At 62.0% G+C, this 22,831-nt stretch carries 14 protein-coding genes, 2 tRNA genes and 3 rRNA genes; 14 read left to right on the top strand and 5 right to left on the bottom strand.

What is annotated here, in order from left to right; genetic code table 11:
* Positions 1-45: 45 nt before the first annotated feature.
* The 10 genes from msrP to PotMrB4_RS24075 all read left to right on the top strand — a co-directional run bounded on the left by msrP (position 46) and on the right by PotMrB4_RS24075 (position 11,150).
* Complete coding sequence (gene msrP, locus PotMrB4_RS24120; RefSeq protein ID WP_172434672.1) at positions 46-1,056, top strand: protein-methionine-sulfoxide reductase catalytic subunit MsrP; 1,011 nt, start codon at positions 46-48, stop codon at positions 1,054-1,056.
* Positions 1,056-1,682 carry a protein-methionine-sulfoxide reductase heme-binding subunit MsrQ gene (gene msrQ, locus PotMrB4_RS24115; RefSeq protein ID WP_172434671.1) on the top strand — a complete coding sequence of 209 codons (627 nt, stop codon included), beginning with the start codon at positions 1,056-1,058 and terminating at the stop codon, positions 1,680-1,682. The genes msrP and msrQ overlap by 1 nt, the downstream gene beginning before the upstream one ends.
* A 502-nt stretch (positions 1,683-2,184) precedes the next feature.
* Positions 2,185-3,720: ribosomal RNA gene (locus PotMrB4_RS24110) — 16S ribosomal RNA — on the top strand.
* Between the two features lie 93 nt (positions 3,721-3,813).
* Positions 3,814-3,890: transfer RNA gene (locus PotMrB4_RS24105), tRNA-Ile, on the top strand.
* Between the two features lie 26 nt (positions 3,891-3,916).
* A tRNA-Ala gene (locus PotMrB4_RS24100) sits at positions 3,917-3,992 on the top strand.
* A gap of 224 nt (positions 3,993-4,216) precedes the next feature.
* Positions 4,217-7,108, top strand: a 23S ribosomal RNA gene (locus PotMrB4_RS24095).
* Positions 7,109-7,230: 122 nt separating this feature from the next.
* A 5S ribosomal RNA gene (gene rrf / locus PotMrB4_RS24090) occupies positions 7,231-7,346 on the top strand.
* The 16S, 23S and 5S rRNA genes sit together here with 2 tRNA genes alongside, the layout of an rRNA operon.
* Before the next feature lie 247 nt (positions 7,347-7,593).
* Entirely contained in the window at positions 7,594-8,256 is a 663-nt protein-coding gene (locus PotMrB4_RS24085; protein ID WP_044407827.1) for a paraquat-inducible protein A, read from the top strand.
* Positions 8,243-8,866, top strand: a complete 624-nt coding sequence (locus PotMrB4_RS24080) for a paraquat-inducible protein A (protein ID WP_107331827.1) — start codon at positions 8,243-8,245, stop codon at positions 8,864-8,866. Before PotMrB4_RS24085 ends, PotMrB4_RS24080 begins: the two co-directional genes overlap by 14 nt.
* The gene (locus PotMrB4_RS24075; RefSeq protein ID WP_160482326.1) at positions 8,859-11,150 is read left to right on the top strand and encodes a PqiB family protein; all 2,292 of its coding nucleotides are present in this window, start codon (positions 8,859-8,861) and stop codon (positions 11,148-11,150) included. The genes PotMrB4_RS24080 and PotMrB4_RS24075 overlap by 8 nt, the downstream gene beginning before the upstream one ends.
* A 66-nt stretch (positions 11,151-11,216) precedes the next feature.
* On the opposite strand, the gene mksF is transcribed toward PotMrB4_RS24075, so the two are convergent.
* The 5 genes from mksF to PotMrB4_RS24050 form a co-directional block, all read right to left on the bottom strand.
* Positions 11,217-14,057, bottom strand: coding sequence for an Mks condensin complex protein MksF (gene mksF, locus PotMrB4_RS24070; RefSeq protein ID WP_044407833.1), 2,841 nt, complete (start codon positions 14,055-14,057; stop codon positions 11,217-11,219).
* Complete coding sequence (gene mksE, locus PotMrB4_RS24065) at positions 14,054-14,758, bottom strand: Mks condensin complex protein MksE (RefSeq protein ID WP_069566494.1); 705 nt, start codon at positions 14,756-14,758, stop codon at positions 14,054-14,056. Before mksE ends, mksF begins: the two co-directional genes overlap by 4 nt.
* Positions 14,748-15,995 (bottom strand): Mks condensin complex protein MksB, encoded by a 1,248-nt coding sequence (gene mksB, locus PotMrB4_RS24060; RefSeq protein ID WP_044407837.1) that lies wholly within the window; start codon positions 15,993-15,995, stop codon positions 14,748-14,750. Before mksB ends, mksE begins: the two co-directional genes overlap by 11 nt.
* A 101-nt stretch (positions 15,996-16,096) precedes the next feature.
* A complete protein-coding gene (locus PotMrB4_RS24055) occupies positions 16,097-16,702 on the bottom strand; it encodes a hypothetical protein (protein ID WP_074973548.1) in 606 nt (201 codons plus the stop codon).
* 147 nt (positions 16,703-16,849) lie between these two features.
* Positions 16,850-17,476, bottom strand: a complete 627-nt coding sequence (locus tag PotMrB4_RS24050) for a hypothetical protein (protein WP_172434670.1) — start codon at positions 17,474-17,476, stop codon at positions 16,850-16,852.
* Positions 17,477-17,747: 271 nt separating this feature from the next.
* Between PotMrB4_RS24050 and PotMrB4_RS24045 the strand changes: the two genes are divergently transcribed.
* From PotMrB4_RS24045 to PotMrB4_RS24030, 4 genes are read left to right on the top strand one after another with little or no spacing between them, the layout of a single operon-like run.
* Positions 17,748-18,779: a DUF6160 family protein gene (locus PotMrB4_RS24045; protein WP_172434669.1), complete on the top strand. Its 1,032-nt coding sequence runs from the start codon at positions 17,748-17,750 to the stop codon at positions 18,777-18,779.
* 2 nt (positions 18,780-18,781) lie between these two features.
* On the top strand, positions 18,782-19,804 hold the full coding sequence (locus PotMrB4_RS24040) for a hypothetical protein (protein WP_172434668.1): 1,023 nt from the start codon (positions 18,782-18,784) through the stop codon (positions 19,802-19,804).
* The gene (locus PotMrB4_RS24035) at positions 19,794-20,390 is read left to right on the top strand and encodes a DUF6160 family protein (RefSeq protein ID WP_172434667.1); all 597 of its coding nucleotides are present in this window, start codon (positions 19,794-19,796) and stop codon (positions 20,388-20,390) included. The genes PotMrB4_RS24040 and PotMrB4_RS24035 overlap by 11 nt, the downstream gene beginning before the upstream one ends.
* A gap of 15 nt (positions 20,391-20,405) precedes the next feature.
* A complete protein-coding gene (locus PotMrB4_RS24030) occupies positions 20,406-22,727 on the top strand; it encodes a DUF6160 family protein (protein WP_172434666.1) in 2,322 nt (773 codons plus the stop codon).
* The last annotated feature ends 104 nt before the right edge of the window (positions 22,728-22,831 follow it).

The raw sequence follows: 22,831 nt of genomic DNA, 5'->3' as shown, positions 1-22,831 counted from the left end.
TCCGCAGTCTACTGGCCAAACCGAAGCCGTACTGCGGAGTCCCCGATGCTTATCAAGGTTTCACCTCCCTCTATCTCTATTGCTCGCGAAAGCGAGGTCACTCCTGAATCCGTCTATCTGTCCCGTCGCACCTTCATGGCAGGTGTGGGGGCTGCCGCTGCACTTGTTGGCTTGCCTGTGCGCGCAGATGGGCCAGGCGACTATCCCGATGTAGAGCCTGCGCCGACTCCCGCCTGGTTAGAGGAGAAGTTGTCGGCTGCTCGTTGGCGGGCAAGCGTGCCGGGCAATGAGCCTATTACCCCGTTCGCCGACGCTACCCACTACAACAACTTCTATGAGTTCGGCACCAACAAAGGTGATCCTGCCCGCTATGCGGGCGCGCTTGCTGTCGAGCCATGGACAGTCAAGGTGGATGGCGAAGTCGGAAAACCGGGCAGCTTCGGCTTGGAGGACCTGGTCAATCCCTATCAGTTGGAGGAGCGCATCTACCGGCTCCGCTGCGTAGAAGGGTGGTCCATGGTCATTCCCTGGCTTGGCTTTCCGTTGGGGGAGCTGTTGAAACGGGTCGAGCCCACCTCCAGGGCGCGCTTCGTCCGTTTCGAGACGCGAGTAGAGCCCGAGCAAATGGCGGGTGTGCGTTCGGGGTTGTCCCTTATCGACTGGCCATACGTTGAAGGCTTGCGCATCGACGAGGCGATGCATCCGCTTACCTTGATGGCTGTTGGTATGTATGGGCGAGTACTGCCCAACCAGAACGGGGCGCCGTTGCGTCTGGTGGTGCCTTGGAAGTATGGCTTCAAGAGCATCAAGTCCATCGTCCGCATCAGTCTGACGGAGGAGCAGCCTTCGACGACTTGGCAGCTGATTGCGCCGAACGAGTACGGCTTCTATTCGAATGTGAACCCGAATGTGGACCATCCCCGCTGGAGCCAGGCGCATGAGCGGCGCCTGCCGAGTGGCCTGTTCAATCCCAATGTGATTCCGACACGGCTTTTCAATGGCTATGAGGAGGTCGCTGGCCTCTACGCCGGGCTCGATCTGCGGAAGAACTACTGATGCGTTATTGGCAATGGAGGTTCGTTGTCTTCCTCGGAGCTCTGGTGCCTCCGGTGTTATGGCTATATCAGGCGTGGATCTTCGCCCTGGGTCCTGATCCGGGAAAGGCGCTCGTCGACAGGTTGGGCTTGGGTGTTCTCTGGCTATTGCTGATTACCCTCAGCATGACCCCTCTGCAGAAGATGACCGGGTGGGGTGGATGGATTGCAGTCAGACGCCAGCTTGGTTTGTGGTCCTTTTTCTATCTATGCCTACACATAACGGCTTATGCCGTCTTTCTTCTGGGGCTCGATCTGCAGCAGTTGGCGAGCGATCTGGGGAAGCGCCCTTATATCTTCGTGGGGGCAGTAGCCTTTACAGGGCTTCTGATTCTGTCGCTGACGTCCAACCGCTACAGCATCCGGCGGCTTGGGAGGCGCTGGAAGCTGATTCACCGGAGCGTCTATGGAATCCTGGGGCTTGGCCTGCTCCATATGCTCTGGGTCGTGAGGGCTGACATGACCGAATGGGCAGCGTATGCGTTGGTGGGGGCTGTGCTTATGGGGTTGCGGCTACCTGGTGTTGCGAAGCTTCTGCCAAGGATCTTCCGGGGTGCGTTGAGAGTTGATGGAAATATTTCAAAATAGGTGTTGACGTCGTGGCTGAGGTCTCTATAATGCGCACCACTCCCACGGCAGACAACGAAAACTCCTTGAAAATCAATGAGTTGAGTGTTCGAGGTGGAGTGCGGTTCCGGAGTGGTTGCGGATTCGCGGTGATTGTCCTGCTACCCAGGTTGATTGCTGAATAGGGGTGTTGACAGCGAGTTTGAATGCTGTATGATTCGCCTCCCGCTGATGTTGAAGAGTGTTTCGACGGATGCGCAAGTTGTTGAGTAGAAAGAAAAAATTCTTCGAAAAACAGCTTGACAGAAAGAAAGGCTGCTGTAGAATGCGCGGCCTCGGTTGAGACGAAAGACTTGATCGAAACGCTCTTTAAAAATTTGAATCAAGCAATTCGTGTGGGTGCTTGTGATGTAAGACTGGTAGTCGACTGATTATCAGCAACACAAGTAACACTCGTGAATTCGAGAGTTTATTTGCGATTGCTGAGCCAAGTTTAGGGTTTTCTCAAAACCCAAGCAGTATTGAACTGAAGAGTTTGATCATGGCTCAGATTGAACGCTGGCGGCAGGCCTAACACATGCAAGTCGAGCGGATGAGTGGAGCTTGCTCCATGATTCAGCGGCGGACGGGTGAGTAATGCCTAGGAATCTGCCTGGTAGTGGGGGATAACGTTTCGAAAGGAACGCTAATACCGCATACGTCCTACGGGAGAAAGTGGGGGATCTTCGGACCTCACGCTATCAGATGAGCCTAGGTCGGATTAGCTAGTTGGTGGGGTAATGGCCCACCAAGGCGACGATCCGTAACTGGTCTGAGAGGATGATCAGTCACACTGGAACTGAGACACGGTCCAGACTCCTACGGGAGGCAGCAGTGGGGAATATTGGACAATGGGCGAAAGCCTGATCCAGCCATGCCGCGTGTGTGAAGAAGGTCTTCGGATTGTAAAGCACTTTAAGTTGGGAGGAAGGGCAGTAAGTTAATACCTTGCTGTTTTGACGTTACCAACAGAATAAGCACCGGCTAACTTCGTGCCAGCAGCCGCGGTAATACGAAGGGTGCAAGCGTTAATCGGAATTACTGGGCGTAAAGCGCGCGTAGGTGGTTCAGCAAGTTGGATGTGAAAGCCCCGGGCTCAACCTGGGAATTGCATCCAAAACTACTGAGCTAGAGTACGGTAGAGGGTGGTGGAATTTCCTGTGTAGCGGTGAAATGCGTAGATATAGGAAGGAACACCAGTGGCGAAGGCGACCACCTGGACTGATACTGACACTGAGGTGCGAAAGCGTGGGGAGCAAACAGGATTAGATACCCTGGTAGTCCACGCCGTAAACGATGTCGACTAGCCGTTGGGATCCTTGAGATCTTAGTGGCGCAGCTAACGCGATAAGTCGACCGCCTGGGGAGTACGGCCGCAAGGTTAAAACTCAAATGAATTGACGGGGGCCCGCACAAGCGGTGGAGCATGTGGTTTAATTCGAAGCAACGCGAAGAACCTTACCTGGCCTTGACATGCAGAGAACTTTCCAGAGATGGATTGGTGCCTTCGGGAACTCTGACACAGGTGCTGCATGGCTGTCGTCAGCTCGTGTCGTGAGATGTTGGGTTAAGTCCCGTAACGAGCGCAACCCTTGTCCTTAGTTACCAGCACCTCGGGTGGGCACTCTAAGGAGACTGCCGGTGACAAACCGGAGGAAGGTGGGGATGACGTCAAGTCATCATGGCCCTTACGGCCAGGGCTACACACGTGCTACAATGGTCGGTACAAAGGGTTGCCAAGCCGCGAGGTGGAGCTAATCCCATAAAACCGATCGTAGTCCGGATCGCAGTCTGCAACTCGACTGCGTGAAGTCGGAATCGCTAGTAATCGTGAATCAGAATGTCACGGTGAATACGTTCCCGGGCCTTGTACACACCGCCCGTCACACCATGGGAGTGGGTTGCTCCAGAAGTAGCTAGTCTAACCGCAAGGAGGACGGTTACCACGGAGTGATTCATGACTGGGGTGAAGTCGTAACAAGGTAGCCGTAGGGGAACCTGCGGCTGGATCACCTCCTTAATCGAAGACATCAGCTTCTTCATAAGCTCCCACACGAATTGCTTGATTCACTTGCGAAAAGCGATTGGGTTTAGACCCGAAAGTGTGACGATTGGGTCTGTAGCTCAGTTGGTTAGAGCGCACCCCTGATAAGGGTGAGGTCGGCAGTTCGAATCTGCCCAGACCCACCAATTGTCGAGGGCGCAGCAGGTCTGAAGGGGCCATAGCTCAGCTGGGAGAGCGCCTGCTTTGCACGCAGGAGGTCAGGAGTTCGATCCTCCTTGGCTCCACCATCCACACAATCGCTGAAAGTTCAGAAATGAGTACCTGGTTCAGGTATTGATTTCTGGTCTTTGCGCCAGAACGTTCTTTAAAAATTTGGGTATGTGATAGAAGTGACTTGTTGAGTGTTTCACTGCACTCAGCAACTCAAGGCAAAATTTGCGAGTTCAAGCGCGAATTTTCGGCGAATGTCGTCTTCACACCATGGCCACTGGCAGATTGCTTGGGGTTATATGGTCAAGTGAAGAAGCGCATACGGTGGATGCCTTGGCAGTCAGAGGCGATGAAAGACGTGGTAGCCTGCGATAAGCTTCGGGGAGTCGGCAAACAGACTTTGATCCGGAGATCTCTGAATGGGGGAACCCACCTAGGATAACCTAGGTATCTTGTACTGAATCCATAGGTGCAAGAGGCGAACCAGGGGAACTGAAACATCTAAGTACCCTGAGGAAAAGAAATCAACCGAGATTCCCTTAGTAGTGGCGAGCGAACGGGGATTAGCCCTTAAGCTTCTTGGATTTTAGCGGAACGCTCTGGAAAGTGCGGCCATAGTGGGTGATAGCCCCGTACGCGAAAAGGTCCTTGAAGTGAAATCGAGTAGGACGGAGCACGTGAAACTTTGTCTGAACATGGGGGGACCATCCTCCAAGGCTAAATACTACTGACTGACCGATAGTGAACCAGTACCGTGAGGGAAAGGCGAAAAGAACCCCGGAGAGGGGAGTGAAATAGAACCTGAAACCGTATGCGTACAAGCAGTGGGAGCCTACTTTGTTAGGTGACTGCGTACCTTTTGTATAATGGGTCAGCGACTTATATTCAGTGGCGAGCTTAACCGAATAGGGGAGGCGTAGCGAAAGCGAGTCTTAATAGGGCGTTTAGTCGCTGGGTATAGACCCGAAACCGGGCGATCTATCCATGAGCAGGTTGAAGGTTAGGTAACACTGACTGGAGGACCGAACCGACTCCCGTTGAAAAGGTAGCGGATGACTTGTGGATCGGAGTGAAAGGCTAATCAAGCTCGGAGATAGCTGGTTCTCCTCGAAAGCTATTTAGGTAGCGCCTCACGTATCACTCCAGGGGGTAGAGCACTGTTTCGGCTAGGGGGTCATCCCGACTTACCAAACCGATGCAAACTCCGAATACCTGGAAGTGCCGAGCGTGGGAGACACACGGCGGGTGCTAACGTCCGTCGTGAAAAGGGAAACAACCCAGACCGCCAGCTAAGGTCCCAAAGTTGTGGTTAAGTGGGAAACGATGTGGGAAGGCTTAGACAGCTAGGAGGTTGGCTTAGAAGCAGCCATCCTTTAAAGAAAGCGTAATAGCTCACTAGTCGAGTCGGCCTGCGCGGAAGATGTAACGGGGCTCAAACCACACACCGAAGCTGCGGGTGTCACGTAAGTGACGCGGTAGAGGAGCGTTCTGTAAGCCTGTGAAGGTGAGTTGAGAAGCTCGCTGGAGGTATCAGAAGTGCGAATGCTGACATGAGTAACGACAATGGGTGTGAAAAACACCCACGCCGAAAGACCAAGGGTTCCTGCGCAACGTTAATCGACGCAGGGTGAGTCGGCCCCTAAGGCGAGGCTGAAAAGCGTAGTCGATGGGAAACGGGTTAATATTCCCGTACTTCTAGTTACTGCGATGGAGGGACGGAGAAGGCTAGGCCAGCTTGGCGTTGGTTGTCCAAGTTTAAGGTGGTAGGCAGGGTGCTTAGGAAAATCCGGGCGCTCAATGCCGAGAGCTGATGACGAGTTATCTTTTAGATGACGAAGTGGTCGATGCCATGCTTCCAGGAAAAGCTTCTAAGCTTCAGGTAACTAGGAACCGTACCCCAAACCGACACAGGTGGTTGGGTAGAGAATACCAAGGCGCTTGAGAGAACTCGGGTGAAGGAACTAGGCAAAATGGCACCGTAACTTCGGGAGAAGGTGCGCCGGTGAGGGTGAAGGATTTACTCCGTAAGCCCATGCCGGTCGAAGATACCAGGCCGCTGCGACTGTTTATTAAAAACACAGCACTCTGCAAACACGAAAGTGGACGTATAGGGTGTGACGCCTGCCCGGTGCCGGAAGGTTAATTGATGGGGTTAGCGCAAGCGAAGCTCTTGATCGAAGCCCCGGTAAACGGCGGCCGTAACTATAACGGTCCTAAGGTAGCGAAATTCCTTGTCGGGTAAGTTCCGACCTGCACGAATGGCGTAACGATGGCGGCGCTGTCTCCACCCGAGACTCAGTGAAATTGAAATCGCTGTGAAGATGCAGTGTATCCGCGGCTAGACGGAAAGACCCCGTGAACCTTTACTGTAGCTTTGCACTGGACTTTGAGCCTGCTTGTGTAGGATAGGTGGGAGGCTTTGAAGCGAGGACGCCAGTTCTCGTGGAGCCATCCTTGAAATACCACCCTGGCATGCTTGAGGTTCTAACTCTGGTCCGTCATCCGGATCGAGGACAGTGTATGGTGGGCAGTTTGACTGGGGCGGTCTCCTCCCAAAGAGTAACGGAGGAGTACGAAGGTGCGCTCAGACCGGTCGGAAATCGGTCGCAGAGTATAAAGGCAAAAGCGCGCTTGACTGCGAGACAGACACGTCGAGCAGGTACGAAAGTAGGTCTTAGTGATCCGGTGGTTCTGTATGGAAGGGCCATCGCTCAACGGATAAAAGGTACTCCGGGGATAACAGGCTGATACCGCCCAAGAGTTCATATCGACGGCGGTGTTTGGCACCTCGATGTCGGCTCATCACATCCTGGGGCTGAAGCCGGTCCCAAGGGTATGGCTGTTCGCCATTTAAAGTGGTACGCGAGCTGGGTTTAGAACGTCGTGAGACAGTTCGGTCCCTATCTGCCGTGGACGTTTGAGATTTGAGAGGGGCTGCTCCTAGTACGAGAGGACCGGAGTGGACGAACCTCTGGTGTTCCGGTTGTCACGCCAGTGGCACTGCCGGGTAGCTATGTTCGGAAGAGATAACCGCTGAAAGCATCTAAGCGGGAAACTCGCCTCAAGATGAGATCTCACTGGGATCTTGAATCCCCTAAAGGGCCGTCGAAGACTACGACGTTGATAGGTTGGGTGTGTAAGCGCTGTGAGGCGTTGAGCTAACCAATACTAATTGCCCGTGAGGCTTGACCATATAACACCCAAACAATCTGGTGTTGTTGGTGAAGTCGACAAACCGAAAGTTCGATTGAACCGCAAAGTACTGTCACATACCCGAATTCGGGTGAGCGTCTCGACGATCACCCTAAAGAATTGCTTGACGACCATAGAGCGTTGGAACCACCTGATCCCATCCCGAACTCAGTAGTGAAACGATGCATCGCCGATGGTAGTGTGGGGTTTCCCCATGTGAGAGTAGGTCATCGTCAAGCACCTATACCAAACCCCCGATCATCGAAAGGTGATCGGGGGTTTGACTTTGCGCGGATGAAAATCGCACTGAACTCCGACGCGCATATAGCCGGCTTGAACGCTGTTGCAGTGCATGAGCGCTCCAGGTGCAGGCCTTGGAACAGGGCGAGAAATGAACCTCGCCCAGCCAGATGCAGTCACACTCAGGCAGTCTCTTTTGAGGCTGTGCTCGTCTAGAATAAGCGCGAATCTTCGTGAGCTCCCCGTATGCCTGACTCGGCTGAAGTCCGCCCGTTGTCCGAATACCCCCTGGAGGAATTGCTCGCCTGCCCCGAATGCGACCTGCTGATGCATCGCCAGCATGTCGAAGAGGAGCAGAAAGCCTGCTGCCCCCGTTGTGGCTACGAGCTGATCGTCCACCGTGCGCACATGGAGCGACGGGCCATGGCCCTCGTACTCACCGCCTTGCTGCTGTTCGTACCGGCGAACTTCCTGCCCATCATGAAGCTCAACCTGCTCGGGCAGACCACCCAGGACACCATCTGGACCGGCGTGCTCGGCCTCTACGACAGCGGCATGCAGGGCGTCGCCGTGCTGGTGTTCCTCTGCAGCATGGTCATCCCCCTCCTCAAGCTCGTCTGCCAGTTGCTGGTCCTGCTGTGCATACGCTGGCAGCGCTACCAGGTGGTGGGCCTGCACCTGTACCGCCTGTATCACCACCTGCGTGAGTGGGGGATGCTCGAGGTCTACCTCATGGGCATCCTCGTCAGCATCGTCAAACTGATCGACCTCGCCGACCTGCACCTCGGCATCGGCCTGGCCTGCTTCATCGGCCTGCTGCTTTCCCAGGTCTGGCTCGAAGTCACCATGTCGCCCCATCAGGTCTGGGACGCATTGGACGAAGGAGGGCACGCCAGTGAGAGCGCTTGATGCCGGCATCCTCGTCTGTGGCGAATGCCATCAGCTCAACCGGCCGGACCCTGATGACGAAGCCCCCAACTGCACCCGCTGTGGTTCCCGGCTTCACGCCCGCCGGCCCGACAGCCTGGTACGCACCTGGGCCCTGCTGCTGACTGCCACCATCCTCTACATCCCGGCCAACGTGCTGCCGATCATGACGGTCAACTTCTTCGGCAAGGGCTCGCCCTCCACCATCATGGAAGGCGTCATCGAGCTGATCCACGCCGACATGCTGCCCATTGCCCTGGTCGTCTTCACCGCCAGCATCCTCGTGCCCACCTTCAAGCTCGTGGGCATCGCCCTGCTGCTTTACTCCGTACAACGCCACCAACCGATGTCCGCCCGCCAGCGCATCCTCATGTACCGATTCATCGAATGGATCGGCCGCTGGTCCATGCTGGACATCTTCGTGATCGCCATCCTCGTGGCGTTGGTCAACTTCGGGAACCTCGCCAGCATCGAGGCCAATATCGGCGCCGCGGCCTTCGCCAGCGTCGTGGTCCTCACCATGGTGGCGGCAGTGACCTTCGACCCCCGACTCATCTGGGACAACACCGATATGGACGACGAGCATGGCTGACCTGCCCAAGCCCACGAAGAAGAAAACCACCAACTGGTCCGCCATCTGGGTCCTGCCCCTGATCGCCCTCGCGATCGGCCTCTGGCTGGGCTGGAAGTCCATGAACGAAGCCGGGATCAACATCACCATCTACTTCGAGAACGGCGAAGGCATCCAGGTCGGCAAGACCCAGCTCATGTACAAGGGCATCCAGGTCGGCAAGGTCACCGACCTGCATGTCAGCGACGACATCAAGGGCGTGGTCGCCACCGTCGAAGTGCTCAAGGAGGCCGAGCCCTACCTGAGCAAGGAAACCCGCTTCTGGCTGGTCCGCCCCCGCGTCTCCCTCGCCGGTGTCACCGGGCTGGAAACCCTCGTCTCCGGCATCTACATCGCCATCGACCCGGTCAAAGGCGAGCCCGAGCGCAAGTACCACGCCCTCGCCGAACCGCCGCCGCTCTCCGACTCGCTGCCCGGCCTGCACATCACCCTCAAGGCCGAGCGCCTCGGCTCGCTGGAACAGGGCAGCCCCGTCTACTACCGGCAGATCCAGGTCGGCCAGGTGAAGAGCTACCAGCTCGCCGCCGACCAGCGCACCGTCGAGATCAAGGTACTGATCGAACAGCCCTACGCCCACCTCGTGCGCAAGCACACCCGCTTCTGGAACGCCAGCGGCCTCAACGTCACCGCCGGACTCTCCGGGGTCAAGATCCGCACCGAATCGCTGCTCAGCATGGCCGCCGGCGGCATCGCCTTCGCCACGCCCGAGAACCGCCAGGACAGCCCACCCACCGACTCCACCATCCCTTTCCGCCTCTACGACGGCTTCGAGGCGGCCGAGGCGGGCCTCAAGGTCCTGCTGCGGATGGAAGACGTCAGCGGCCTCAACCCCGGCAACACCCCCGTCATGTACAACGGCGTCCAGGTCGGCACCCTCAAGAAGCTCGACATGGACAAGAACTTCGCCGGCGCCACCGCCGAACTGACCATGGAGCCCCGCACCGAAGACTTCCTCGTCGAAGGCACCGAGTTCTGGACGGTCAAACCCTCCATCTCCCTCGCCGGCATCAGCGGCATCGAAGCGCTGGTGAAGGGCAACTACATCGCCGTGCGCTTCGCCAAGAGCGGCACCCCCACCCGTGAGTTCACCGCCCGGCCCAAGGCCCCGCCGCTCAACACCGACGCCCCCGGCCTGCACCTGGTGCTCACCAGCGACAAACTCGGCTCCCTCGATGTCGGCAGCCCCATCCTCTACAAACAGATGCGCGTCGGCAGCATCCAGAGCTACCAGCTCTCCCGCGACCACCAGCGCGTCGTGGTCGGCGTGCACATCGAGCCCGAGTTCGCCTCCCTGGTGAACGAATCCACCCGCTTCTGGAACGTCAGCGGCGTCAGCATCAAGGGCGGACTCTCCGGCGTCGAAGTGAAGAGCGAGTCCTTGCAGACCCTGCTCGCCGGCGGCATCGCCTTCGCCACCCCCGACGCCAAGGCCACCCCCGTCACCAAGCCGCGGCGCTTCACCCTCTACGACAACGAGAACCTCGCCCTCGGCAAAGGCACCCTGGTGGAGATCCTCATGCCCCAGGCCGACGGCCTGCGCGAGGGCACACCGGTCCGCTACAAGGGCCTGGACGTCGGCAGTGTCGAGCGCATCTCCCTGGCGGACGACCTCAGCCGCGTCGTCGTGGTCGCCCGCATCACCGAGTCCGCCGAGCGCATCGCCCGCGAAGGCACCCAGTTCTGGGTGGTCAAGCCCGAGCTCGGCCTGGTGCGCACCGCCAACCTCGACACCCTGGTCAGCGGCCAGTACCTCGAAGTCCAGCCGTCCTCCCGCAAGGGCGCCAGCCAGACGCGCTTCACCGCCCTGGCCCAGCCGCCGTCCACCATCGCCCGGGAAGAGGGCCTGCGCGTCACCCTCAGCACCGCCCGCCGGGGTTCCATCAAGCCCGGCGTCGTGGTCAGCTACCGCGAAGTGCCGGTGGGCAAGGTGGAGAGCTTCGAACTCGGCAGCTCCGCCGACCGGGTGCTGATCCACATCCTCATCGAGCCCCGCTACGCGCCCCTGGTCCGCAGCGGCACGCGCTTCTGGAATGCCAGCGGCGTTGGTATCGACGCCGGCCTGTTCAAGGGCGTGAAGGTGCGCACCGAGTCCCTCGAAGCGCTGCTGGAAGGCGGCATCGCCTTCGCCACCCCGGACAACGCCCAGATGGGCAGCCCGGCCATCCCCGGCCAGACCTTCGCCCTGCACGACGAACTCAACGAAGAGTGGTTGAAGTGGGCACCGAAGATCGAACTCGGCAAATGACCCCACCCCGATAACAAAAAGGGCCGCGAAGCGGCCCTTTTTGTTGTCAGCGAAACAGCATCCCGGTCAGGCGGGCTCCACCTCGGAGCCCGTCGCCTCGGCGGTGGCCGGGCTGGCCGCCTTCTCGCGGGGTTTGATGAACTTCCAGTCCGCCTCGTCGATGTAGATGCCGTTCGGGCCGCTGCCGCCCTCCAGGTCGATGGCCACGTGGGCCGAAACCTGCGGCTTCACCGACGCCAGGATGGGCGTGAAGCCCAACTGCGCGCTGGTCTCGATCAGCGCCTGCTGGTTGCGCTCGTCGATGTCCGCCGCCTCGTCCAGGTAGTAGGGCAGGCGGATGCGCCCGGCCTGCTCGCGGTCCATCAGGTGCAGCAGCAGGTACATGTTGGTCAGCGCCTTGATGGTCATGGTCGTACCGTTGGACGCCGCGCCATCGATGTCCGTGTGGATAACCGGCTGGCCATGCACCTTGGTGATCTCGAACGCCAGCTCGAACAGGTCCTTCAGGCCCAGCTGGTTGCCGTTGGCCGCCACCAGGCGTGCCAGGTACTCCTTGGCCTCCTCGTTCTTCGCGTCCTGCTCGGCGGACTGGGTCAGGTCGAACACCGACAGGGTCTCGCCTTCCTCGTACTGGCCGGCGCTGTGGATGATCTGGTCGATGTGGCGCAGCGCATCCTTGTTCGGCGCCAGCACGATGCGGAAGCTCGCCAGGTTCGACACCTGCCGCTTGTTGATCTCGCGGTTGAACAGCGCCAGCTGGTGTTCCAGGTTGTCGTAGTCGCTGCGGATGTTGCGCAGGGTCCGGGCGATGTCGGTCACCGCCGCGCGACGGGCCTTGGCCAGGGTCAGCGCCTCGTCCTGGCGGTGGGCGTAGGCGTTGATCAGCAGTTGCAGGCGACGCTCGGCATCTTCCTCGCTGTCGAACTTCGCCACGCCCTTCAGGCGGACCTGGGCATAGAGCGCGTCGATCTGGCCGTCGATGCGTTGCAGCGCCTGCCAGGTGTCCTGGTAGTCGTTGAGCAGCGGCAGCAGGTTATCGAGGCTGTCGTCCACCGGGTCGGTGAACGGCGTACCGAAGGGCAGGTCGGCCGGCAGCAGCTGGCGACGACGCAGGGCGTCTTCCAGAGTGCGTTCCTTGGCTTCCAGGTCGGCCAGCTGACGGCCCACCAGCTGCAGCTTGGCGGACAGCTGCTGGACGCGCTCGGTGAAGGCATCGCTGGAGCGCTTCAGCTCGTCCTGCGAGGCTTCCAGCACCGCCAGCTTCTCCAGCTTGGCGGGCTCCTCGGCGGTCAGGGTCTGGGTCTTGCGGAAGTCCTCCAGGGCCTTCTGCGCATCCAGCACCGCCTGGTACAGCTGCTCGGCCTGGGCCTTGCTCGCGGAACGGTCGGCGGCCACGGACTGCTGGGTCTTCAGTTGCTTCAGCTCGCGCTCCAGACGGTCCTTCTGGTCGCGCAGCGCCGCCCGGTCGGCCAGGGCCTGCAGGGCCGGCGGCTCGATGTGGGAAAGGTCCACCTCCAGGCCGGGGACGATGAAGTGATCGCCCTTGAAGCCATCCAGCACCGCCTCCAGGGTCTTCACCCAGGCGTCCGCGTCATCCAGCTGGATGCCTTTCTCGCCCAGCGGCAGGCTGAACAGCTGGCCGTTGAACAGGCGCATCAGGCGATCCACGTCGGCCTGGGAGAACTCCTCGCGCAGGCGCGAGTAGCTGTTGTTGTCGGCATGGTCGAGCTGCTGCTTCACCGCCTTCAGGCGCTTCTCCAGGTCGCGCACGCGCTCGTCCAGGTCCTCGGTGGAGAACTGGCGGGACTGCGCCAGCGCACCGGCCAGCTCGTCGTGGGCGTCTTTCGCGGCCAGCAGTTGCTGCTCCAGCACCTTGGCGTCTTCCACCAGCGCGAAGCGGTTCTTCAGCACCGCCAGCTCGCCCAGCCAGCGCTGGGTCTCGGTGATCTCGCGCTCCAGGCGCATCAGCTCGGTGGTGCCACCGCGCTGCTCGTTCTGCAGGCCGTCCTGCTCGCTGCGGTAGTGCTCGGCCTGGATCACCAGCTCCTCGCGGCGCGCACCCGAATAGTCGTGCCAGGTGCCCAGCAGCGAATCCAGCAGGGGCGACAGGCGATGCAGCTTGCCGCGCAGGATCTCGCGCTGGGTCACGCCGTTGGCCAGCGCCTCCACCAGCGGGCCGGCGGCCACCAGTGCCTGGTAGTCCTGCTCCATGCGGCGCACATCGCGGAAGGCCTCTTCGGTGGCCGCGATGTAGTCCACGCTGCCCGAGCGCAGGCTGTGCTCGAACGCATCGAGGAACAGCTGCTTGAGCTTGGCCGCGGTGATCTCGCGCATGTGCAGCAGGTTGATGAACAGCGCACGGAAGGTCTTCAGGCTGTGCTCGCTGGTGGAGCGCAGCGGGATCAGCGTCAGGTCCAGCGGGATCGAGGTATGCCCGCCCACCAGCAGACGGCGAAGCTCATCGGGCTTCAGCTCGTAGGCCTTGATGCCCTCGCGCTCCAGGTTGGCGAACAGCTCGCGCTGGCGCAGGCAGGTGCCGTTCTTCTGGTAGTGATCCAGGTCCAGGCTGCCCTGGTAGGCGAAGAACTGATGACCGAAACCGCCACCCGGGCCGCGACCGGCCACGCCGATCACGTGTGGGCCGTGGGGCAGGGACACCTCCACGAGGATGTAGCTGGTGTCGGTGGCGAAGTAGAACTTGCGCGACTGCTCCAGGCTGTACTTGCCGAAGCTCATGTCCGACATGCGCGCCAGGATGGGGAACTGCAGCGCGTTGATCGACGCGGACTTGCCCAGGTTGTTGGCGCCGTAGACCGACAGCGGGTTCTCCAGCGGGAACAGGCCCAGGCTGTAGCCGGCGGTGTTCAGCAGGGCGAAGCGGCGGATGCCGTAGCGTTCCTGGCTCATGCGTCGATCTCCTGTGCAGCGCGCTCTTCGGCCATGGCGCGGGCCAGGGCGTCTTCTTCGGACTCATCCACAGGGCTCTCCTGCGGATCGAGGCTGACGATGGGCTCGTCGCCGTCGTCGTCCATCAGCACCGGCGCCTGCAGCGGCAGGTCGGTGCTGTGCAGGCTGGCCGCCAGGTCGCGGTCGTGCTGCACCGACAGGCACACATCGAGGAAGCGGTGCATCGGCGGCAGGAAGCGGTACACACCGTTGCTGTCCTCGGCGAAGCCCAACTGGGTGAGGCGGCGGATGATCTTCTCCTCCAGCTCCTCATGGGTGGTCACCTCGGCCTGCAGGAACAGGTCGCGGTACTTGTCCAGCAGGGCCGGCAGCTCGTCACGGCCGATGCTGCCGCCATCGAGCACCGCCAGCGGGTCGCGGCCCTGGTCGGCCAGGTGCTCCACCAGGATGAAGGTGAACAGTGCCAGGCGCTGCGCCGTCTTGTTCACCTGTGCGCCCATCTGCTCGGGCACGAAGTAGTAGAAGCCGCGCGGGTCGCACACCAGCTCGAAGCCCAGGGCCTTGAACAGCGCCCGGTACTGGTCCTGCATGGTGGACAGCTGGGCGTAGCACTCCGGCTCGCTGCGGGAGAGGTGATAGCCCTTGAACAGCTCGCGGAAGATCGCTTGGAGCTGGGTCATTTCGGAAAGATCAAGTTGCATGGTTTTCGCTCTTGATGAGGGCGAAGGAGCTCAGGCTGACCTGATGCTCGGCGGTGAGGTAGTCGCGGCGCTCGAGGCGTTCGCGCTGGAAGCGGCCATCCCGCGACAGGCGGGAGAACCAGTACAGCAATTCGTCGGTGGCGCCGTCCGGCTCCTGCTCCAGCAGCCAGGCCATCAGGTCCGGCAGCGGCAGGGCCTGCTCGCAGCGCTCGATCATCTCCCGTGCCGTGCGCGGGGCCTTGGGCGGCGCGCCCTTGCGGCCAACGCCGGCCTTGGGGAAGTGCGCCGGCTTGGGCTCGAAGCGCGCCAGGGCGTAGACGTAGGCCTCCACCTGGGACGCGCTGCCGAGGAAGGTGCTCTGCGGCCGGGTGAACAGCGGCATCGCCGCCTGGGGCACCCCGTCCAGGCCCTTCTTGCGGATCACCGAGAGCGCCAGGGCCGCGCCACGGGTCACGGCGTTGTGCCGGCGCGCTTCCTCGCGCAGCGGCAGCAGCAGCTCACGGGCCTTGCGCAGGGTCAGCTGGGCCGTGGTCTGCATCTCCAGGATGCGCGCATGGGTGCGCAGCAGCAGATCGTCGTCCACCAGCTGGCCCAGGCGCTGCTGCTCACCGAGCAGCTTGAGCAGCACCTGTTCCACACGGCGCACGCCCTGCTCGAAGGCGCCATCGGCGGACACCAGCTGGATCATCGGCTCGACGTACTCGTCCCAGGTCGCCAGGACCTCGGCATAACGCTGGCGCAGCGGAATCTGCCGGTCGCTGGTCTTGGCCCGCTCGGCCACGCCCACCAGCGCCTGCTCGTCGTTGTCGAGCTTCTTCAGCACGTCACGCACACGCATGTCCAGCAGGCGCAGCTGGCGTGCCAGGTCGTTGCCGTCGCGGATCTCGAAGGCTTCCTGAATGTGCCCGGCCAGGCGCTCCAGGTGGCGCAGGTAGGCCTCGATCTCCAGGCACAGGCCAAGGCGGTGCTCGCGGCGCAGGTAGGCGAGGAAGTCGTGGATCTGGGCGTTCAGCTCGAAGCGGTTGGGGCTCTTGGCCACCGGCACCAGGATATCCAGGCGGATCCACTGGTCGAGCAACGCGGTGATATCGGTGGGCGTGCCCGCCGGCAACTGGGCGCCGACCTGCATGCGCAGCTCCGACAGGCTCAGGGTGCCCGTATCGAAGCGCTCGCACAGCGGCTCCAGCAGCGACCAGTGTTCGGCGAGGGCGCGCAAGACGCGCTTGGGTTCGATCATCGTGGGAGACGGTCCCTGCCAGGAAAAAGGGGGCGATTGTACTGCATGAGGGGGGCGACGAATCAGCCCGAAGCGATCAAAGGATCGCGTGCCGCACCCGGTCAGGCGTGGCGGAAGAGTCCGATCAGGTGGTCCGCGATGGCGGCCTTGATGGTGTTGACCTCCAGCTGCGACAGGTGGCCCAGGCGCGTGGTGTCGACGCGGTGCAGGTGCAGCGACGGCATGCGCGCCTCGTACTCGCGCAGGTCACCCTTGGCCAGCACCGGCAGGAAGTGGTCGTGCTTGGCCTGGTAGCGCTGGATCAGCAGCTTCAGCCCCTCCTGGAAGGGCACCTCGCGGGAGGCGGCCAGGCGATGCTCGCCGGGGATCTTCAGGTACAGGCCGGTGTGGCCCATGGTCTCGCCAGGAAGGATGTGGATGCCCGTGGGCTGCACCGCCTCCGGCGGGATCTCGTGGAAGGTGTCATGCCAGGCCTGCTCGTCGGGCAGGATGGTGATGCTGCCGTGGGCCTCATCCGGCACCACGAAGCTGTAGTTGCTGTAGAGCTTCTCCACGTAGCTGGAGTAGACGCACAGGCGGTTCTCGAAGCGCAGCAGGAAGTCGATGGCCTGCTGGCGGTCGGTGATGGCGTCGAGGTCCCAGGCCAGGTCGTTCTGGTTCTTCAGTTCGTCCCAGCGGGCGTCGGCGTAATCCGGGTCTGTGGTCATGAGAGAGAGGAGGGCGGCCATGGCAGGGTGGGAGCAGAAAACATGCCAGGCCGTGAAGGCACGGCCTGGCATGGCCTGGGCTGATTCTACGCCCCCGGCCCCCCTCCTGCGCCAGTCGCAAACTGACGCAGTGCGTCACCTGGGCGATCAGGGCACCAGCGTCACCGGGACCGAGGCGCCGTTGGGGTAGGTGCTGTTGAAGGATTCGAAGGTGGTGCAGAAGGCGTGCTGCGCAATGATTTGCTGAAAGCCTGGACCGTTCTGTGGGACCGCCACGTATTCGTGGTAATTCACGCCATTGATTACTGAGGTAGTCGAGAGCGTGAGGGGAAAGTACTGATCGCCAATGCTTACGCCTGATATTTCATTGCGCGTACTCAGCGCCAGATTGCATATCAAATCGGCTTCCGGAATTGGAGTTACCCCGAACACTTTAACCATCCGGGTCATAACGAGTGCGCGCAGTTCCGGTAGCGCTTCTGATACGCCTATTTGCGGCACGTCGGATGAATATCCGGCGAACACTGCGTTAAAAACGTTCATGTCCGCAGTTGCACCGTTGTATGGGCTGTAGTTGCTGGCGTCATACGTTATGACTTTCCCGACCGTTATGGCGCCATGTGTGTTCTCTGCGCGTTTATTTGGTGGCTGCACACTTTCTTTAGTGAGCAGTATCTGTTGCGTCAGGATCGAGGTTGTCTGCGCTGGCGATGCCGAGTTGGCAAGAGTTGGAAGCGATACAGCCAGGGCGAGCAGAACAGTTTCAAAGCGCATTAAACGACTCCGTGTTTGTGAGCGACAGGAACTTAATTGCGTTGGCAGTTCACCAGTGCATGACCTCATCGCCCACCTAACCAAGGTCGGGACGGGGAGTGTGGCGTTGGGTAACAACCGCAACGGCCGCTCGGTACGGGGCCCATGCAATTCCGCCCTTTTCCCGCCTATGGGTCGGGCCTAAATGGCGGGGGCGCCCCTATAGTGGCAACACGGAATCGTGCCGCCCCCGGAGCGGCCCCGGATAACAAGAAAAGTGAGGGAACCCGCCATGCGTCCGTCTCGCAGTCCCTTCAGGGGCGCTGTCTTCCTGCTCGCCGCCAGCTTGCTGGCCACCGCTGCCCAGGCCCAGATGCAGGCCCTGGATGACGCTGAACTCTCGACCATCACCGGCCAGGCCTTCATCAACCTGACCACCGACGCTAACGCCGGCATCAACTACACCCGCGTCAACTTCGGGGTGGACGTCGACACCCAGCTCAACATCAAGAAGCTCCAGCTCGGCCAGTACGATCGCGCCGGTGAGGCGGCCGGCTCGTCGGACATCCTGATCAACAATTTCGCCCTCGGCACCGTCAATGCTGACAACACCATCAACCCCTTCAAGGTCTCCAACCCCTTCGTCGAGTTCGCCTACTCGGGCAACCAGGTGGTGGGGGTGCGCATCGGCTTTGGCGAGGCCAAGGGGGTTCTTTCTGGGGATATCCAGAGCCTGACCGGGAACATCCCGGTGCATATCAGTGGCAACGCCAAACCGATCAGGGACGCTGCATCGGGCATCGACAGGTTCCTGTTAGGCGCGGCAGGTATCCGAGACGAAACCAAGCTTGAAGCGGACGCTACGCTGGTTAACTCCAGCGGCAACGCGGACCCCGTGCGCGGAACCATGGCGGGTTTGACCAATGGCACCGCACTCAACTGCGTCAGCGGTTGTACCTGGGGCGGACTCTCCGATGGCCTTCTGAGCCTGTTCAAGTCCAGCGGCTGCGGCATTCTCTCGTTGACCACCTGCTTCAACCTCTCCCAGTTCCAGTCCCTGCCCGTGGGCAACACCAGCAACATGGCGGGCATGGATGGCGCGGCCAAGGGCTTCTTCATCTCCCTGCAGACCCAGGATGTGGCCTGGCGCGACATGGACAGCAACGCCTTCATGACCGCCCTCAAGGGCGCCTTCATGAACATGCCCAAGTACCGGGACGCCAACGGCAATATGGTGTCGCCGATCAACATCGACTTCGAGCAGGCGTTCAACGGCATCCCCCGCCAGGACACCTGCCTCGGCTCCGCCACCAAGGGGTGCTGACCATGCGCACCCTGGCCCTGTTGTCGTGCCTGCTGCCGGCCCTGGCAAACGCCGAGATGCAGGCCATGGACGATTCCGAGCTGTCCGCCGTGGACGGCGCCGGCATCGGCTTCGTGCTGGACAAGGTGATGCTCGACGCCAGCGGCGCCACCATCACCCTCAATGACATCACCAACGGCAGCGGGCAGAACGTGCCCATCGCCGTGAAGGAGTTCTACCTGGGGGCCACCGGGAGCAACAACGGCGCCAGCCTCAACCCGGTGACCATCGGCCGGCTCGACCACCCCTTCACCCTCAACTTCGCCCGGGGCGAGTCGATGCGCACCCTCAACGATGCCGGGCAGTGGGTGCAGACCACCCCCAGCGGCATCTCGGTGCTGGAGTTCACCTTCCCCGAGCGCCTCACCAGCGGCGGGTCGGCCTGCATCAGCGGCTACAGCACCGGCGGCAACACCTGCTCCAGCCGGGCCAGCGAGAAGGTCGACCTGGGCATCCGCTTCGACTTCCAGGTTGCCGCCGGGCGCACCGACGTGATCAACCTCGACATCGCCGAACTGGCCATGGACGGTTCCTACCTGCGCCTCTGGGGCGACAAGGTGAAGAACCAGATGGTCGGCGAACTGCGCCTGAACGTCTTCGCCAAGAGCATCCAGCTCATGTCCTGCGCCGCCGGCACCACCAACTGCACCACCGCCCAACAGCAGCGCGACCGCACGCTCTTCATGAGCGGCGCCTACGCCACCGTGGCGCTGGGCTACGGCAAGAGCCAGCCGCTGCTGTTCGACGTCAGCAGCAACGGCCAGTTCGTGCTGGAGCTGCAGAACCCCACCGTTTCCGGCACCACCGCCGCGCAGAAGCAGGCCCTGGCCGACGACTTCTACGCCAACGCCCCGCGCACCAGCATCATCATCAACAACCTCAAGTCCGGCACCGGCGACCCCGCCACCGGCGGCTACAACTTCGGCTACAACGAGATCGGCGGCCTCAGCATCAACTACCTGAAGGTGACCAGCCATGACCTCTAGGACCCGTCTGCTCACCCTGGCCCTGCTGCTTGCCAGCGCTGGCGCCCGGGCCGAACTCAAGCCCCTGGACGACGCCGACCTCAGCGCCACCAGCGGCCAGGGCGGGGTGTACCTCTCCGGCGAGTTCAGCATCAACAAGGCCGGCGGCGTGCTGTGGAACACCCCCGCCGGCAACAACCCCGCGCAGTGGACGGTCAACGAACGCAGCTGCGCCACCGCCGGTGCCAGCACCCCCGAAGCCTGCGGCATGCGCGTCGCCATCCGTACCGAAGCCAACGGCGGCTGGTACGTGCTGGACAACCTCAAAGGCGTGTTCAGTTTCGAGGGGCTGACCCTGCGCACCCGCGCCATCAACGACGCCAGCGCCGGCTTCAACCAGGACGTGATCGAACTGGGCCTGCCCAACAACGTGCGCTTCAAGGACGGCAGCTTCGCCTTCGCCGTCGCCAACCAGGGCGGCTGGCGCAACAAGGCCGGCACCGTCGCCAACGGCGGCGACGCCACCTACCAGCAGACCAACATCTTTTCCGCCCGGATCGACGGCAGCATCCGCATGCAAGGCAGCGTGCTGGTGTTCCCCAAATAGAAGAAGGAGCAGGCGATGCGTGCAGTGGCGTTGTTCGCGATCCTCCTCAGCCCCCTGGCCCAGGCCATGCAGGCGCTGGACGACTCCGCGCTCTCCGATGTCAGCGGCCGGGACGGCATTACCCTGGAAACCACCACCGGCACCTGGTCCGCCAGCTCCATCAGCTACCAGGAGGACGGCCAGAGCCTCAACCTCAAGGGCGTCAGCAACCAGGCCCGCACCGGCGCCACCACCACCTCCACCACCCAGGTGGACGTCACCGGCGGCCGCCTGCAGGTGCAGCACCAGGGCGGCGCCCGGGTCATGAACGTCAACAGCGTCGAAATGGGCGGTAGCACCCGCAGCTTCGGCGGCCTGCGCGCCTTCTACACCCTCGGCGGCGTGCTCAAGCTCAAGGGCGGGGGCGCCAGCGGCGTCACCGGCATCTCGGTGGACGACAGCCGCCTGTCGCTCTCCGACGTCACCTTCTATTACCGCGACAACGGCTACGACCTGGTGGTGAAGGGCATGAGCCTGGACGCCTACCTGAACAACGCCTACCTCGACATCGTCAGCGGAGGCGACGGCCAGGCCGTCAAGCTCGACCTCGGCAACTCGCGCGTCGTCGCCGCCATCGGCGGCATCGGGCTCGACCTGGCCAGCGGCGACCCCAGCGCCAGCCCCGTCACCCCGGATGCCCCCGACCTGCGCGGCCCCGGCGCCGACAAGAGCTTCGGCAAGCTCAACATGGACCTGCGCCTGGGCGGCACCGTCAGCGTCTCCAGCGGCGGCGCCAGCGGCTCCGGCCTGCGGGTGCGCACCGACGTCAGCATCAGCAACAGCCTGTTCCAGTACCAGGACGAAGGCATCCTCCGCGCCGAGAACTTCTCCGGCACCCTGCGCAGCCTCAACGGCCTCACCCTCGACCTGGTGCAGGACGCCAACGGCAGCTTCGTCCAGATCGCCTTCGCCGACCTCAAGCTCAACGCCACCCTCGGCGGGCTGATCCTCGGCAACCCCACCAACCAGAAGCTCGGCAGCCTCGGCATCGACCTCAACTTCGTCGACGACGGCAGCCGCCGCAACAGCATCGCCCTGCGCCCGGGCGGCGACCCCAACTCCGGGCTGACCCGCCTCACCGCCGACCTCAGCTGGAACATGGCCAACAGCGCGGTCTCGCTCACCGATAACGGCAACAGCATGTGGTTCAGCGGCCTGCGCACCTACGGCAGCGGCCAGCTCACCCTCGACATCACCCGCAGCTGCGCCGGCGGCGCCGCCACCGGGTGCTACGCCGGCACCCAGAGCGACATGAGCAAGGGCAACTACAACGGCCACTTCGACGGCCTGCGCCTGGGGCTCAACAACCTCAAGGGCAGCTACAGCTTCGACGGCCTGCGGGTCGGCAGCGCCAACGCACCCCTGCAGGGCGGCACCGAGTTGCTGGTGCTGATGGAAATCTTCCCGGCCTACGACTTCACCCTCAACGGCCAGATCACCCTCAAGCCCGGCGGCCTGGTGGGCGACGGCATCGGCTACAACGCCGACTTCGTGGTCAGCGACGCCCGCGCCGCCATCACCGTGGACGAAACCGGCAAGGGCCTGTGGCTGTCCGGCACCCGCTACGACATGCACTTCCGCGACGGCACCGTGGACGTCACCAACAACGGCGTCGAGCTGCGCAAAGGCACCTACTGGTCCAACCTCGACGTCTCCGACCTGCGCTGGGGCGACCGCGCCACCGGCGCCAGCCTCGGCCGGCTGGTGCTCAAACGCTACGAACAGGGCTCCACCCTCGCCCTCAGCTCCGGCGGGGCCGGCGCCCTCTGCGTGGGCGGCAGCGGTTCCACCGCCAGCGCCTGTTCCGCCAGCGGCGGCCGCTGGGAAGACCGGGGCAACGAAGGCGTCTCGGTCAAGCTGAAGAACGTCTTCGTCCGCGACACCGCCATCGACAGCTCCGTCAACGGCGTCGCCACCGACGAGAAGCGCAACCAGATCATCCTCGAAACCGACCGCGTCAACGGCGTGAACGGCAGCGGCGCCCAGCTGGTTGTGGATAACTTCTACACCTCCGATGGCGACCCCAAGAACCCCAACGCCAACACCTACGGCTTCAACGCCGACCTCAACCTGGACGTCGCGCCCACCAAGGTCTGCACCAAGAACGGCAGCAGCTGCACCCCCGTCACCCCCGACCCGCTGGGCTTCGCGGTGAACGGGCGCGTCCACTTCAAGGAAGTGGACATCGACCGCGTCCAGCACGTACACCCCACCGGCGGGGCCGTCACCTCCATGTACGGCGTCAAGCTGCAGAACGCTGACATCCGCGCCAACCTCACTGCCACGCCGATCAACTGAGCCTGTACGGCGGCGCCCCTGCGCGCCGCCCGCGCCTTCCCGCCCCGCGCGTTTCGCGCCACAATCCGCCATCCGTCGTCGCGGCCACGAGCCGCGGCGTCATT

Origin of the sequence: Metapseudomonas otitidis, from assembly GCF_011397855.1 — a bacterium.
GTDB lineage: Bacteria > Pseudomonadota > Gammaproteobacteria > Pseudomonadales > Pseudomonadaceae > Metapseudomonas > Metapseudomonas otitidis.
This window is presented reverse-complemented; position numbering and strand designations above follow the sequence as displayed.